Annotated in this window: 16 protein-coding genes and 2 pseudogenes; 1 reads left to right on the forward strand and 17 read right to left on the reverse strand. The window is 62.4% G+C overall.

Going from position 1 to position 14,829, the window contains the following annotated elements; genetic code table 11:
* Nucleotides 1-4 precede the first annotated feature (4 nt).
* From EJA05_RS16325 to EJA05_RS28435, 12 genes and pseudogenes are all read right to left on the reverse strand, one after another.
* Nucleotides 5-745, reverse strand: a complete 741-nt coding sequence (locus tag EJA05_RS16325; protein WP_125859027.1) for a hypothetical protein — start codon at nt 743-745, stop codon at nt 5-7.
* A 280-nt stretch (nt 746-1,025) separates the two neighbouring features.
* On the reverse strand, nt 1,026-4,718 hold the full coding sequence (locus EJA05_RS16330; RefSeq protein WP_125859028.1) for a phage tail protein: 3,693 nt from the start codon (nt 4,716-4,718) through the stop codon (nt 1,026-1,028).
* 54 nt (nt 4,719-4,772) lie between these two features.
* A complete protein-coding gene (locus EJA05_RS16335) occupies nt 4,773-5,357 on the reverse strand; it encodes a tail assembly protein (RefSeq protein WP_125859029.1) in 585 nt (194 codons plus the stop codon).
* The gene (locus EJA05_RS16340; protein ID WP_125859030.1) at nt 5,354-6,136 is read right to left on the reverse strand and encodes a C40 family peptidase; all 783 of its coding nucleotides are present in this window, start codon (nt 6,134-6,136) and stop codon (nt 5,354-5,356) included. Before EJA05_RS16340 ends, EJA05_RS16335 begins: the two co-directional genes overlap by 4 nt.
* Before the next feature lie 3 nt (nt 6,137-6,139).
* Nucleotides 6,140-6,841, reverse strand: coding sequence for a phage minor tail protein L (locus EJA05_RS16345; RefSeq protein ID WP_125859031.1), 702 nt, complete (start codon nt 6,839-6,841; stop codon nt 6,140-6,142).
* Nucleotides 6,842-6,877: 36 nt separating this feature from the next.
* Nucleotides 6,878-7,225 (reverse strand): phage tail protein, encoded by a 348-nt coding sequence (locus EJA05_RS16350; RefSeq protein WP_125859032.1) that lies wholly within the window; start codon nt 7,223-7,225, stop codon nt 6,878-6,880.
* On the reverse strand, nt 7,225-10,623 hold the full coding sequence (locus EJA05_RS16355; RefSeq protein WP_125859033.1) for a phage tail tape measure protein: 3,399 nt from the start codon (nt 10,621-10,623) through the stop codon (nt 7,225-7,227). Before EJA05_RS16355 ends, EJA05_RS16350 begins: the two co-directional genes overlap by 1 nt.
* A 55-nt stretch (nt 10,624-10,678) precedes the next feature.
* The gene (locus EJA05_RS16360) at nt 10,679-11,065 is read right to left on the reverse strand and encodes a hypothetical protein (RefSeq protein WP_125859034.1); all 387 of its coding nucleotides are present in this window, start codon (nt 11,063-11,065) and stop codon (nt 10,679-10,681) included.
* A 34-nt stretch (nt 11,066-11,099) separates the two neighbouring features.
* On the reverse strand, nt 11,100-11,354 hold the full coding sequence (locus tag EJA05_RS16365) for a phage tail assembly protein T (RefSeq protein WP_190305992.1): 255 nt from the start codon (nt 11,352-11,354) through the stop codon (nt 11,100-11,102).
* Between the two features lie 29 nt (nt 11,355-11,383).
* Nucleotides 11,384-11,722 carry a phage tail assembly chaperone family protein, TAC gene (locus EJA05_RS16370; RefSeq protein ID WP_054886651.1) on the reverse strand — a complete coding sequence of 113 codons (339 nt, stop codon included), beginning with the start codon at nt 11,720-11,722 and terminating at the stop codon, nt 11,384-11,386.
* Between the two features lie 9 nt (nt 11,723-11,731).
* A pseudogene (locus tag EJA05_RS28805) lies at nt 11,732-11,884 on the reverse strand (phage tail tube protein); the annotation flags it as partial.
* A 234-nt stretch (nt 11,885-12,118) separates the two neighbouring features.
* Nucleotides 12,119-12,457: pseudogene (locus tag EJA05_RS28435) on the reverse strand (phage tail tube protein); the annotation flags it as partial.
* 133 nt (nt 12,458-12,590) lie between these two features.
* On the opposite strand from EJA05_RS28435, the gene EJA05_RS28265 reads away from it, so the two are divergent.
* Entirely contained in the window at nt 12,591-12,728 is a 138-nt protein-coding gene (locus EJA05_RS28265; protein ID WP_190305993.1) for a hypothetical protein, read from the forward strand.
* 18 nt (nt 12,729-12,746) lie between these two features.
* On the opposite strand, the gene EJA05_RS16380 is transcribed toward EJA05_RS28265, so the two are convergent.
* The 5 genes from EJA05_RS16380 to EJA05_RS28270 are packed head-to-tail and all read right to left on the reverse strand — an operon-like array spanning nt 12,747 to nt 14,791.
* Nucleotides 12,747-13,115: a DUF3168 domain-containing protein gene (locus EJA05_RS16380; RefSeq protein ID WP_125859036.1), complete on the reverse strand. Its 369-nt coding sequence runs from the start codon at nt 13,113-13,115 to the stop codon at nt 12,747-12,749.
* 8 nt (nt 13,116-13,123) lie between these two features.
* Nucleotides 13,124-13,588: an HK97-gp10 family putative phage morphogenesis protein gene (locus EJA05_RS16385; RefSeq protein ID WP_125859037.1), complete on the reverse strand. Its 465-nt coding sequence runs from the start codon at nt 13,586-13,588 to the stop codon at nt 13,124-13,126.
* A complete protein-coding gene (locus EJA05_RS16390) occupies nt 13,581-13,922 on the reverse strand; it encodes a phage head closure protein (RefSeq protein ID WP_125859038.1) in 342 nt (113 codons plus the stop codon). Before EJA05_RS16390 ends, EJA05_RS16385 begins: the two co-directional genes overlap by 8 nt.
* Nucleotides 13,922-14,398, reverse strand: a complete 477-nt coding sequence (locus tag EJA05_RS16395) for a head-tail connector protein (RefSeq protein ID WP_125859039.1) — start codon at nt 14,396-14,398, stop codon at nt 13,922-13,924. The genes EJA05_RS16390 and EJA05_RS16395 overlap by 1 nt, the downstream gene beginning before the upstream one ends.
* 3 nt (nt 14,399-14,401) lie before the next feature.
* Complete coding sequence (locus EJA05_RS28270; protein ID WP_190305994.1) at nt 14,402-14,791, reverse strand: hypothetical protein; 390 nt, start codon at nt 14,789-14,791, stop codon at nt 14,402-14,404.
* Nucleotides 14,792-14,829 lie beyond the last annotated feature (38 nt).

A 14,829-nucleotide genomic window follows, 5' to 3' on the forward strand; every position in this document is an offset into this window, starting at 1 on the left:
TCTCCTAATAGTTAGTTACGTCGATGGTCATGATGTAATACTGGTTGAATGCAGCGTATCGATACGGGATCTGTACGTTGGATGGCCCAAGTTCTCTCATCCCCGAAAACCCATCGGTGAAAGTTAGGTTGCCTCCATAATTGCCAATCACCAAGTAATACACCCATTGCCTGGACCACCACTGGAGGCCATTAAAAGTGAAGGGCTCGTTTAGCTGATAGCCAACTGGGCCTCCAACAAACACGGCCCGGTTCGCGCTATACGATTCAAGCACCCGTCTCCTGTTTGGGGCCTGCTGAGCTTCAGCTAAGAAGTTTTGACCGCTCCACGCCCCTACTGGCTTCATGTACTTCCCGTTTGACGAGAACGCTAGGACGCCTGACGCGGTATATACCTCAAGTCCATATGTAGCCGGGTCTGGCTGGATGTTCACCGAGAATTTATAAAACACGCACTGAGGAGACGCCGAGCCCGGCGTGCCGAGCCCTGACTGCGGGGTGAAGAAGCGATAGACAATGTTGTTGCCGGACACCGACGCGCTGTACAGGCCGACATCCACACCGATGCCTCTAAAGGCTACGACCCAGCCAACGGGGATGGTTACAGTGTAGAAGTACGCCTGCTCGGGCCATGCATTAATCCACACCCCTGTTATCGTCTGTTTGCCCGCGTAGATATAGTTGCTGTAGTTTTCCGTAACTTGCAGCACCCCATCATTATTAACCACCTCAAATCCTGCCGGCATCAGTAGTACCCGTACCTGACTTTATAGGAAGTGCGAGGAACTGCGAACGTGTCGTCAAATGCCCAACGGACGACCCTGCCATCAAGCCATATGCCAGGACCTGACCTGTTGAATATCCGCACCTCGCCTTCCACCATGATGAAAGGAGTGCCCGAATGGTCGGGCAGCGTATAGGAGCCGTTGGATGTGCCTGTATCGAGGCTCCCTACAAGTCGAGTAAGCCTCGTAGTGATATCAAGCACCAGGACCCCATTGGCATCCCACACCTGCAATCCTGCCGTCATGCCCAAATCCCCAGCCGAACCCGCATAGTCCCAGCGGGGTCGTAGACCCTGACAACCTGGTTGGTGATGTTCATCCGCCCCTGGTCTGGCTGATACCCGTTGATCTCAAACTCGTTTGTCACGAAGTTGATGCGGATACCCTGCTGGCCTGCGATGTAATTCGCACTCTTCAACTCCCCGGTGATGATCAGCTGAATGATGTCGGCCTGGTTGATGATCGCGCTGTTCATGAACACCTGGCCGTTGTTGATCGCGAAGACCGACTTCGGCACGCCGCCGGGCTGGTGCATGACTGCGAACAGGTCGGCCAGGAACACGATCATGGATTGCATGCCTTCCGGCGTGTTCTCCACGCTCAGGCCCATGCCGGCGCCGTAGTAGGTGCCGTTGTCGTCCACGCCCACCTTGATGTTTCGGGTAGCCCGCAGATCGCCATCGAGGCCGACCACAACCTCGGCCGTGTCCTCCGCCATGGCCTTCGTCTCGCCGACCTGGGCCGTCAGGGTTTCGCTGTCCCTGGCAAGCGCCGACACGTCGTCGGTGAGCGTTTCAACGGTGCGCACGACCCGCGCCAGGTTGTTGCCGACCTGGGCCTTGACCTCGTCCACCTGCTTGGCAATCGCCATGTCACCAGCGGCGAAGGCCGAGTAGACGGACCAGGCCCCGGCGTAGGAGCCAGTTTCGCCCGGGTACCAGCCTTCGGTGGCGCCGGCCATGTGAGGGGCCACCGCCGCTTCGACGCCGAGGATCCGGCTGGCCATGGCCGTCAGCTCGCCGTTGATCTCCTCGACGCTGGTTTCGACGCCGTCAAGGCGCACGGCCAAGGCCGCGACCATATCGCCGAGGCTCGCGTAGTCGCCCAGGTACTCCCAGTAGGCGGCGTTCGTAACCGGCGTACCGGCCGGCACATCGACACGGGCGCGGTACAGCTTGCCCTCGTGCTTGACCAGGCTGCCGGACAGGTAGGCCTCGCCAGGGTCCCAATCAGGGGCGCCCGCGAGGTCGGCGAGCTGCGCGGACAAGCTGTTGATCTGCGCCTGCAGCGCCGCGTCACCGGCCTGGAAGCGCTCGTTGACCGATCCGGGACCATCGCCGCTGACTTTGCCGATCTCGGTCAGTAGGTCTTGCCCAAGCTGGCTCTCCGTGATCTTGCCGTCCAGGTACTCGAGGAGCGCAGAGGCATCCGCGCTGGACTGCCCGTAGACCCAGGTCGACCAGGGTCCGATATTGCCCGTGCGGTCCACCAGGCGCGCGCGGAAGAACCGCACCACCGCAGCGGCCATGCCGGAGTTAACGTAGAGAGAGGTCGGGTAGGCGAACATGCCCAGCGCGATCGGATTCTGCCCCATGCTCTCCGAGGCCATCTCGACCTGTGTAAATGCGGTGTCCTCGGCGCCCTCTGGGAAGCCCCAGCGCAGCTTGATGCCCAGCACCTCGGATTCGGTTTGGAGAAACGCCACCTCCGGGGGCGGCGTGGTCTTCCCCTCGACATCCGTCAGTACGGAGTTGGTCGGGATCGAGGTCACATCCATTGCGTTGACCGCACGCACACGGGCCAGGTACTGGCCGGCATACACCCCGCGCACATCCACGGCCAGCTCACCGGTACGCGGCACTTTGATCCAGTCACGCGAACCCCATCGCCATTCCACGTCATAGGCTACGGCGCCGGGCGCTGCGTCCCAGCCTATGGTCATCGTGGTAACAGCAATGCCCTGCTCGACTGCTGAGTGGCTGCTGATCAGCACGCGGGCCGGCGCATCTTGCACGCCGGGTGGCAGCACGCTGATCGGCCTGTCGTCGATCATGGTGCCGTGATCGATGGCGTCGAACTTGCTCGGCTCGTGCTGGATCAGCTCCAGCTGGAACCGAGTCCACTCCGGCCGCGTCACGTTGCGGACATAGAACTGCATCAACTTGAGGTCGTCGTAGTCGATCGCCCAGCCGCACTCAGGCTGCGGGGCCTCGCTGTAGTCGGCCATAACGGTGATCCGCCGGCCGGATACTGAACGCACCTGGCGTGCTTCGGCCTTCCCGCTTGGCAGGTTGATCAGCAGGCGGGCGCCGGTTGGCACGTCGGCGTCACGATCGAGTGTCACGACGCGCCCAGCAACTGCAGCGATCCGGCCACCGTTTGCCCTGCCGGCCAGCATCGGGTCGGACAGCGCGATCACCGTGCCGGGCTTCGGAATGTAGCCGTCGAGGCCGACGTTGATTGTCGCGCCGCGGATCTGCAGCTGCTCAGTCAGCAGCGCCCACTTGCCGGCGCGCTGGGCCTGGCCACGACTGGTGCAGCCGACGGCCTCAACGGAAACGTCACGCACGCCATACTCGGCCATGGCGTCTTCGTCGAACACCGGCTCCTTGTCGGTCTCAAACCCCTGATCAGGGTCATCGAACGAGACCATGGCCAGGCTGTGTCGGTCGCGCCATTTGCTGCCGGTGTACTTGACCACGCCATCGCCGAGGATCTGCGACAGTGTGTAGGTGTACGCCGGATCCTGTGGCATATCGGCGTTCACGGCGATCTGGCTGCCATCCCAGTAGGCCAGGCCGTGAAAGATGGCGGCCAGGTCCTGGAGCACCGCCCAAGCCTCGGCCTGCTTCTGCAAATACAGGTTGCATGTGAAGCGCGGCTCCTGACCACCCTGCCCGTCCGGCACCATCTGGTCGCACCACTGGGCGATCCGGTACAGCGACCAGCGGTTGATCATCGAGGCGTCGATGCGGTCGCCCAGGCCGTAGTACGGGTGCAGCGCCAGGTCGTAGAACACCCATGCCGGGTTGTTGGTGTAGGCCTCTTTGAAGGAGCCATCCCAGACGCCGTTGGTGGTGCCGGCGCCGGAGGTGGCGTAGGTGCGCGTCGCTGGGTCGTAGTTCATTGGCACGCGGATGATGCGCCCGCGCATCAGGACGGCGATTTTGGCAATGTCCCCGCCGAACTGCTGGGCGTCGTACTCGATGCAGCCGACGGCTGTCAGCGGGTACTCTTGATCGCTATCGACAACCTCGGCGATAGCTTCGACGTACATGGCATCTTGCACCAGCGAGCTATTGGCCTCCGATGTCAGGCGGCGTGCGCGAATAGTCCATCGGCTACCTTCTGGCAGCTCGATGCGATGCGAGCGCTCATATTTGGTGACGTTCTTGCGCTCGACCGCAGAGCTAAGAACCTGCTGGTATGCCCCGCCATCGGTGGACACATCGATGGCATAGGCTATGTAGACCCCGCCGATGTTTCCGCCGCTATCTTGAGCTTGCAATTGCGGCCAGGAGAAGCGGACGCGAACCGCGTCGATCATCGCGTTGTTGATGGAGTGCACCCATGGAATGGCGCTGCGCAGCTCCTGCCCTACCTGAATCTCGTTGCTGGACTCGGTTACGCCAGCGAGCCGATCCTGGTGCAGCTCACCCGACCGAAACTGCCACTTCACTCCTGGATAGTTGATCGTGCCATCGTTGGCCATGATCGGCGTCCCGCCCAGCTTCACCGAGCGCAGGCCGTTCACCGGCCCGACGATGGGCCCCCAGCTCCACAGGTAGACCATCCGCGCCGTGGCGATCGAAGGCACGCTGTTTGAGGCGATGCTTGGCTGGACTGGCTTCTTCGAACCGCCCTTGCTGCCACTTACCTTCCGGCGGGGCGCAGCAGGTGCCTGCCTCGGTTTCCGCGTCAGTGCTTCACCCATTCAATCCTCCAGAAACGCGAAAACCCGCCTGAGCGGGTCCGTTGATTTGGGCCGTCACAGCCGGTCTTGCGTGTAGATCCCGCCAGACTCGACGGCGCCCCCTATCTCCCTTTCCCCGTAAAGCACTGGATAGGGATTGCCCTGGGCGATGGTGGTCACGGCTGAGCCGAAGCCGTAGCTGGGGTTGTTGCCGTCTTCGTTTCGATCGAGGCTGCCGGTCTTCGCCGTCGGCGACAGCATCTGCACCACGCCGCCGAGAGCCATGGCAGCGCCGCCCGCGATCAGTGCGAGACCTATGCCCGAGGACAGGCCGCCGGTGAAAACGCCAGCAACTACCAGCACAGCTCCGAGAACGACCTGGAACAGACCACCTTGCTTGCTGCCCTGGATGATCGGCGCGATGCGGATCTCTTCGGCATCGCTGCCCTGCAGGTCTAGCTCTTCCGGCGCCAGATTGCGGCGGCCGGAGAACACCGTGAACACCAGTCCGCGCTCCTCCCCCGTGGCAAGGAACTTCTCGAAGCCAGGCACCATCACGCAGAGCGCTTGCACGGCTTCGCGAGGGCTGTGCACGTCCAGCAGGTACTCGCGACCGAAGTGCTTGCGCAGGACACCGTAGAGCTTCACGGTTCGCTTCATGGCTGGTAGTCCTTGTGCCGCAGGATCAGCCGGCAGCGGCTGGCCATCGACCAGCCGTAGATATCGCGCGTCGAAGCGCGGCCGGCCATGTGGTGGTAGATGAATGGGCCGGTGCCACCCAGCGCCGCAGCGTCTTCGCTCGCCAGCGCCGGCTCGTCGCCCAGGTAGATCGCCGCATGGTTCGGGTGGAAGCACGGGCGGCCCGGTGACGGCACCATGAAAACGAGCATGTCGCCGCGGCGCGGCTCGTCTACCTGGTAGAAACCGGCGCCCCTGAAGTTGTCCTCGTAGAGGCTCGGGCCGTCAGCCTCTTCCCACCAGAGGTCCTTGCGCTCGAAGTTCGGCAGCTGCAGGCCGGCCTCGCGGGCGTACCAGTCTCGGCAAGCGCCCCAGCAATCGAGCAGGCCGTGGGAAAATTCGCGACCCAGCAGCGGCGCCGAGTAGCCGGAGGGCTTGAACCACTCCATATCGCCGCCGGGCCAGGCGACGATGCCCCACGGCACCTCATGCAGCTCGCAGCTGACGCGATCGGCCATGCTCGGGCGCGGCGTGGCGTCAGGGTGGCTGTGGATGATTGCCAGCAGCTCACCGCGCTCTTCGGCGTCGGCCAGGTCTTCATGGTGGAGCGTGAACTGGTCCCGCGGCGTCCTGGCCAAGTTTCGGCAAGGCACGTACTCGCGGCCACCGGCGGTCTTGATCAGCACCCCGCAGGCCTCTGCCGGGTGCGCGCGTTCGGCATGCTCGCGAATCGCGGCCTGCAGCTGTTGGTTGATACGCATGAGTTACCTCGAACTTGCGATCAGGCTTGCGCCCATCGAGCCGCCGAAGCGGCGGGTGTTGCCGCGCAGCTTGCAGCTGTTCCAGCGGCCCGCGCACCGATCAAGCGCCGGGTTGTCGGTGGGCTCGTTCTGCTTGGTGAACATCGCCGCGCCGGTGTAAGCGCAGGCCTCGCCCCGGTATCCGTTGCGCGTGGCCCAGCGGCACAGCTTGGTGATCTGCTGGCTGGGCAGCTGCACCCCGCCGAGATCGAGCGGGCTCGACAGCTGGAAGGTCACCTGCTCGCGGTCTTCCTCGGTCTTCTGCTCGATGAACCAGAGGTTTTCCCGCGCCTGGTTGGATGCGCTGGGGTTGCCCTCGGGGAAGTTGGCGGCGTCCAGAAAGTGCCGGAAGGTCTCGATGACCTTCACCTTGGCGCCCGCCAGATCCTTGAGGGCCAGGCACAGGGCCGAGACTGCACCGCGCACGCCGGAAATCTCGTTGGCCAGCTGCAGGGTTGGCGTTGCGGGGCGACCATCGCCGCGGATGTCGAAACCCTTGGCCTCGATCTGGATTGGCTCATACAGCTGGCCCTGCCAGATGATGTCGCCGTCCTGGGCGTGACCGTGGAAGCGCATCATGTTGCCGCCTAGGCGCGTGGCGTCCACCTCGTAGAGCCTGATCAGATTACCGGGCTCAAGCTTCTGGATATCGGATTCGAAAGTCATGAGGCCTCAGAAAGAAGAAACCCCGCAAGGGCGGGGTCAGTAGGGGGTGAATACCTGCTTCATGGTGAAGCTGATCTTGAACTGGCCGGCGCCCTGGGGGTCGAGCTTGTAGCCATTGACCTTGTAGCGGCCCTGGCTGCCGCCGGGCGGAGTCCAGAAGAACGACTTGTAGCCCTCGTGCTGGTCCAGGAAGTCACGCATCAGGCGTAGCTCTTGGCCGGTGTCGAGGCTGCCTACAGCCTGGTGCGACCACTCCTGTGACTTGCCATTTATCCCGGTGCCGCCCGACTGGACGTAGCCGTCGCCAAAGTCGTTCTCCCATACACGCTGCTTGATCTCTCCGGTCGCCCCCACCCGTGTGCAGAAGCTGAATGTCTCTGCCATTATTTTCTCCACATGCTGCCGCCCTGGCCGAACTCCTCGTTAACCACCTGGCGGATGGTTTGTCGTAAGCCCTCGCCCATCATTTCGCCCTGCCGGCGGGCAGCTTCATCGCTCATCCCTGGCTGGGCCTGGACGTTCACCGGCGCGTTGATCGTGATGCCGCCACCGCCAAGGCCGCCGCCAGCATCGTTCGCATTGCGCAGGTACTGGGTCAGGTCGCGGTTCTGGCCGGGGTTCAGCACCCGCTCGCCGCCATCGAGCAGCCAGGTGCCCTCCCGGGGAATGCTGTCGATGCCGTCGTGGGCCATACCCATGAGGGATGTGGATGCCACACCGGCCACCATCGGCGCAGTGGCCATTGCTGCGGTCATTGCCGCTGCAGGCGCCATCGCCGGGCCAACCATTGGGATAGCCGCGGTCGACGCGTAGGCATTGAGCTGGGCTTGGAACGCCATCGATTGGGCGTTGGCCACCATGCCCATGCCCGCCATCGACTGCGTGCTCTTGCCGACCAGCAACTGCACGGCCTGGTAAACCAGCCATTGGGCAGCCATGTCGGCCAGCGCCTGGACGCCGGCCTTCGCGAAACCGGTGACCATGTCCATCAGCGCATCGCCAGCATCGGCCGAGCCGGTGGCAACGTCGGACATGAACGTGCTGAGCTCGCTGCGGGCGCTGCCGAGAACGGATGTTGTAGCGTCGGCGGCCATGCCTGAGTAGTTTGTCGCTGCGTCGGCGAAGTTCTCCCAAGCGCTGGTAACGCCATCCATCCAGTTGTTCTGCGCTTCGTCGAGCTGGCTGTAGTAGTCGTTTTGCAACTCCAGGCGCTCGGCCAGGGCATCGCTCAGCACTTGCGTTTCCTGGTCGTACAGATCCTGGCTGATATCACCGCTGTTGCGCTGCAGCACCAGTTCACGCTGCTGGCGGTTGAAGTCTTCCTCGATTGCCAGGCGCTCTTTCAGTCGGTCTTTGTACTTGTCACCGCGGCCGGCACCAGCAAGCTCCTGATCGAAACCACTTTTCGCGGTCTGATAGTCCTCGTTTACGCTGGACCGGAAGGAAGCCAGTTTCTTGGCATCTTCCTCGGCCTGCTTCAGCTTCTTCAGCACATCAAGCTCAGCCGCCAGCCCTTCCAGGCGCTTGCGCTGCTGGGCGTTGACCCCTTCAAGCTTTCCAGTTGAAACCTCAAAGGCCAGCTTCTCGACCTCAGTGGCGTTCTTGCGCTTGTCGGTCGAGGTGTTGATCAACTCGATCTGCCGCTGATACCCCTCCTCCATCTCCTCGAAGCGCCGGCCGAGCGCCTTGCTGTCCTTGTCGCCAGCCTTCGACTCTTTCAGGGCCTTGCTCGCTTTGTCGATCGCCGCGGCGGCACTCAGGGCCTTCCTCTCATCGTCCGGGGAGAACTTCACCGCGCCGGCAGCGATCTGCGCCCGCAGCTTCTCGACCTCGGTCAGCTTGCCCGCGACGACGGCTTGCTTTTCGAGATTCTTGAGATAGGTGCTGCCCTCCTTATCAGACGCCAAGCGGGAGCTGTTCAGCTCCTTCTGCACCGACTGGATGGCCAGCTTGAGCGCGTCAGCCTTCTCCTTCGAGGCGTCGAGCGATGTTTCGAACGGCACATCGTTTTTGTCGTCGACGCCCTTCTGGAATCGCTCCTGAAGCTTTTCGGTTTCCTTGAGCTCGGCCTGGAGCCCCTTCAGCCGATCCTGCAACTGGTCGTAGGACTGGGTGCTCAGGTTCTCCGGAAGCATCGACCTGGAGGCCTGGCGGATGCGCGTCGAGGCGTCCTCGAACGCGTTCGCTGCCTTGCCTGCACCCTCCTCCGCCTTGTCGCCGAAGTCGATGAAGGACAACGCCAACGCGCCGACGGTCAGGATCAAGCCTGGCCAGCCTGCGGCCATTCGCAGCACACCGCTTGCCGCATTACGCAGCGCGAGCATTGAGGCGCCCATGGCGGTGCTCGCGGAGAACCACGCCCCCATGGATGCAGTGGCTGCAATCTGTGTAGCGTTTACTTGGGTGTTGGCGACCGCCAGCGCCTCCTTGGCGACGGTCTGCTGGTTAATTGCCGCAGTGACCTGGGCGGACGTTGCAAGCGTAGTTGTCGCCAGCTTTGCTTCGGCAGCTGTCAGCTGGTTGGTGATCGCCACCTCAGCAAGGCGCAACTCCGCCATGCGCGCAATAGATTGCTGCCGGCCAACATCTGATATCTGTGCCTGCAGGCGCTGCGTTTCAAGCAGCTTCTCCGATGCCAGTGCTGCCTGAACAGATTCGAGCCGGGCAACCTCAGAAGTGATCACCTGTCGATCAGCAGTTACTTTGGCCTTGGCGCTGGCAACTGCCCTGGCCGCTGACTCGACATCCGCAGCTGCGCCAGCTTTAACTGCTTCCGCTCTTCTTAGCTCGCCGGCCGTCGCAAGGGAATTCGCATAAAGCTGCTCCTGCGTAGCCTTGATGTCGAGATACTTGGCACCGGTAGCGCTCACGAATCCAGCTGCGACGCGCGCAAGCGCAACGTACAGTCCGGTTTTCAGTACCTGGGTGAAGGCCTCGACGCCAGAGGCATCCCAGGCCGCAGAGACTGATAGCGCGGCTTGAACGAAGCTCTTGGTGATTCCAAGCGTCTCGTCCAGCGTGCCAAAGAACTTGGCAGCGCTGTTTTCCATCACCTGGAAGGCGCCCGACACCGTTGTCTGCGACCTCGCGAAAGCATCATCAATCGACCTGGTCTGGCTCAGAATGGCGGAAAACACTTCTTTCGAGGTCAGCTTCCCAGCTTCACCCATCGAGCGAAGTGACTCTCGGGCCACCCCCAATCCGTCAGCAATAGCCTGAGCCAGCCCGGGAGCTTGCTCGAGTACAGAGTTGAGCTCTTCCCCGCGAAGCACACCCGACGCAAAAGCCTGGCCGAGCTGGACTAGAGCGGCCTGGGCTGACTCAGCGGACACCCCGCTGGCAGACATAGCCTTGCTGATGTTCTGCGTGACTTGGGCGACCTTCTCCTGGGTTGCGCCAAGCTGTCCCGATGAAGCTGCAATCCGTTGATAGAGCTCGGCGGTTGCCTCAAGGGAGGATTGCGAGTTCTGCGCGATCGAGAATACCGCAGACGACTGCTTGGAAAATTCTTCAAAGGTCTCAGAAACCTGCTTTATGCGGTTCTGCACCCCTACCCAGGTCTGCGAGTACTCGACAACCTGCTGAACGCTAAGAAACGCAGCAGCAGCCCCAGCGATGGTCTTGAACGAGCCAGTAACACTCTCCGAGGCCGACTCGGCATGCCGGGCAACCTGACCCATGCTTCTTTGCGTAGAGCGCGCAGCCTGATCCATCCCTTGCTGAAACCCGCCAATTCTGGCTATCAGATCGAGGGTGAGCGTGCCAAGCGACCTGCTTGCCATAGGTTTTCTCCGGGCATAAAAAAACCCGCTCTCGCGGGTTTCGTATGATTCTCGTCTATATGGGCTTTTTGCCGCAGACGGGGCAGAACATGCTGAATTTTTCGACCTCTGCAGAACAAGAGCGGCAGATGATCAACCTTATTGACTTGGCCTGAGCCGGCTCGCTGGGAGCGGAAGCCGTGGCGCTGGCTTGTTCGGCCTCCTTCCGCCGGAACTCCTCATTCACGCGCTCTATTGCTCTCTCGGATTCACTCGATATCACCGGCTTCCTCGCCCAATAGCCGTGGTGCCAAGCCATACCAACAGCGATGACGAAAAAAACAACACCTATAGCTACGACCCACACGCCGTAAGCAACAACAGCTGCAGCGGCGAGCGCTAGCACCCATGGAGAAATGCAAACCAAGATGAGTATGAGCACTACAAGGATGGCGAGTTGCATGGAGTCCCTCCCGAAAAGCTGGGACTCTACCATGTCATGACCATTCCGCCATGGCTTGCTCCAGCGCAGTCCCCGGCCTTGCAAAGTGCGGCATGAAGTCGTAGAGCTCGGCCTTGCCCCCGCCTCGATGGTTGACCTGCAGCGCAATCAGCGCCGTGGCCAGCTCGATCCGGCGGGCCAAATTCAGCGACCCATGCTTGTCCCGATAGGCGACCCAGGCCAGCACCTCCGCGTAGGAAAGCGTGGCCTTGGCCTCTGCAATTGAATTGCCGCCGATCCCATTCAGCACCAGTTCATGCCACAGTTCGTCGGCCAGGGTCAGCTCTTTGCTGGGGGGTTGTTCACCTCGTTGACGGCGTTGAGCAGTACGATGCCCAGGGCCGAGTCGAGGTTGACGGCATCGTCGAACGGCAGTTCTTCGGTGCCGTCCTTGCCCAGCATGATCGAGGCAGCCAGGTAGCGAGCGTTCTTGAAGCGCTCGGCTTCGCCACCGGCGAACATGGCCTCCATGACACCAAAGGCGTGCCGGCGGACGTGCACGGTGAACTTGTCGGTGATGGGTTTGCCGTTCTTGTCGGCGTGCTTCCACTCGACTTCCTTCGGCACCAGGGCGTCAGCAATGACGCCCCCTTTTTTCTTCAGTTGCGCGAGATCCATGGTTACCCCTTAGGCGGTCTTTTTGATCCAGGCGGAGCCGCCCGAGCGTTGGATGGAGACCGCGGTGCTGACCACGGCGTTGGCTGCGAAGTCGAACGGGAAGTCGGCGACATAGCCTTCGTAAACGAACCAGGTGCGGGACGGCGGAAGCACGAAGTCGGCCTCGAGGTTCACCGATGCAGTTGCAGTAGCACCGGAGCCGGCCCCGCCGGTGAATGCGACCGTCGGCGCGCTGGTGTAGCCCGCGCCCGCACTGGTGACGTTGATGGCCACAACTTCATCGCCATCCAGGACCGCCACCGCCGTGGCGCCGCTGCCGCCGCCACCAGTGAGGTTGACGGTTGGCGCGCTGGTGTAGCCACTGCCGCCGTTGGTCACTGCGATCTGATCCAGACTGCCGGAGGCCGCCACAGTGGGGGCCGCGGTGCCGTCGGACCAGCCCACAGCCCACTTGGTGGTGGTATCACCGTCGGCCTCCGACATCTGGTGCAAGCGGATGTGGCTCGCATTGTTCGGGTCGGCGTTGATGGTCAGGGACGCCTGGCCAGGCGTGCGCAGCCCCGGCTTGTAAGTACGCTCCTTGGAGCTGAGGCAGGTGTCCTCGATCTGCTCCTTTGGAGAGCCGCCGGGGTTGAACGCTGTAGCACATTCGACCTCCATCACGGAGCTTGGGCCAGTGCCAGTGAACGGCCGGTCCAGGACGTAGACCTGGGTGCCTTGGGTCAAAATCGACATGGTGATCTCCTGTCGGGCAAAGAAAAGCCCGCTCGAGGCGGGCCGACTGAAAAGCATGCAAACCCCGGGTAAAGGACGCTGTTGCGGGGCCCTACCATGTGCTTGCCAATCCGGCAAAACATGGAAATGAAGAATGAACTACTTGAAAAATCTGGTACGCAAACTGCTCGGGAAGCCTGAGCCAAAAACCCCCGAAGAGATTCGAAGCGAGCAGATCGACGACTACTTGGAAGCCCTTGAGGACTGGGCCGACATGTACAAGCGCATGTAGCGCTGGCCGGCGCTCGGGCTACCTGCGGACTATCCAGTCCACATCAAAACTTCGATGGTAGTCCTTCGTTCCTGAGTCGCGATCAGTGGCTCCCCAGCGAACGACATAGGCTCGCGGCTCGATCGCTGCGCATAGCGCTTCGGTCACGGCACGAACCGGCCCGGCGGTGGCCGCATACACGTCCACTTGCAGGGTGAAGCTGTCGACGTCGGGCCGGCCTGCCAGGTAGTTCTCGGGGGAGCCAGTGATCAGGCTCCAAACTACGTACGGCCTCGCGGGTTTCTGCGGGGCCTCACCGAACGAGTACAGCCTGCAGTCGATGCCCGACCCGAGCAGCGCGGCGACTCCCGGATCAGCCGAGCAAACGGCGAAAATTGGCGCTTCCATCGATGCCCTCAGAGTGCTGCGTCGATTTCCTGGCCGAACACCTGCACGAAGCGGTCGGTCACGGCGTTGACGTTGCTGGAGAATGCCGGGCGCATGAACGGGACCGGCGGATTGTGCTGCGTGCCGAACTCGAGGTAGCGCCAGTGCCGGGTGTCGCCACCCGGGTTACCGCTGGCATCCTTGCTGTGCTGGTTCGAACCGGCACCGCCCCGAACCCCCACCTTCATAACCACGCCGCCCTCCCGCCGCCCCTGGCGACCAGATTCCTGGGTGATGATATTGCGGAAGATCTTCTCGGCGGTGTCGGGGTCATCCAGCGCTTTGGCGCGCGCCCTCGCGTCGTCGCGGACGATGTTCATGGCCTGCCGGGCAGCCTTGCGCAGCCCAGAGCGGCGTAGCTTCGGGGTGAGCCCAACCATCTTGTCGGTGGTGGCCTTCAACCCCTGCAGCCGCACGCTAATCTCGTCAGCCATCCTTCACCCCCTTGGAGGCCAGAATCGTCAGGTACTCCAGGCCGGACTTCGGGTCCTCGAGGGGAGGCCCCTCGAAGCTGTATACCTCGCCACGATAGATGGCTCGCATGGTTGGCAGAACACCGGCCCGGTACCGGATCACGATGCGGGTGGTGGCCTGCGATTGAGCAGCTTGCGCGGCCACTAGGTCGCGCGCTGACAGCGGCTCGATGCGCGCCGGGCATTTCTCCCAGCGCGCCACCCATTCCGGCTCTCCATATTCTCCAGTGGCCAGGTCACGGGGAGTAGTCTTCTCCTCGATGTCGATCCGGTGTCGCAGCTTGCCGGCCTGCATCACACACCCATCCGGATGCGGTAGGGCATCAGCAAGTGCTGGGACGCCAGCGGCAGCTCAGCTGCGGTCGTTCCGGTGACTACCTCCTCGCGGTTGGCGAACAGGTGGCCCAACTTGAGCAGGCAGGCAGCCTGGATCGCAGAATTGAGCACCATGCCGTAGGCGATGGCGTCTGCCTGGTCGTAGGCGTCTGCCAGCGCCTGCCGGGCGTGTTCGAGCAGGCGGCAACGCAAGGAATGATCCTGCTCCGTCTTGGCAGCCTCTACCGCCGCGCCATTCGTGCTTTTGGCGGCCTGAAGCGCGTCGTGGACGCCAGCGCGAGCGGCGTCGAGCGCGACCTGATCCAGGTAAAAGCGGCGATTCAGGAACATCATCGCCGCCTCTTCCGCCGCATCAAGCTGCGCCTGCACCAGCACCTGGTCCTCTGGCTCGGCCAGCAGGTGATGCATGGCCAAGTCGATGGCGATCACGGACATGGCTTACTCCTCGGCCTGCTCTGGATCGCCACCGGCGATCAGTCGCTCAGCTTCAGCCGCGGCTTCTTCCTGGTTTCCGGAGAACTCGCCAACCTGGTTGCCTTCAGCGTCCACCACAATGTACTTGCCTGCGCCCTTGTGCTTCGCCTTGAAAGCGGCGACTGGCTGAGCAATCGGCAAGGTGACGGCGCCCGAGCTGCTGGTGGTCAGCACGCCCGCGCCAACTGCATCTTCCTGCGAGATGGTTACCACCACCTCGGCTTCGGAGGTGTCCAGTTCGGCATAGCCCTTCTGGATCAGTTGGCGTCCGTGCTGCTCGATGGTCTCGAAAGGCGTACCCTCCACCAGCGTTTGGCCGCCCAGGTAAAGAGGTTTCAGGGTCTTCAGTTTCATGAATGCCTCCAGGGGCCGCAACTTGTGCGGCCATCGCA

The sequence above is a fragment of the Pseudomonas oryziphila genome (assembly GCF_003940825.1).
GTDB classification, from domain to species: Bacteria; Pseudomonadota; Gammaproteobacteria; order Pseudomonadales; family Pseudomonadaceae; genus Aquipseudomonas; species Aquipseudomonas sichuanensis.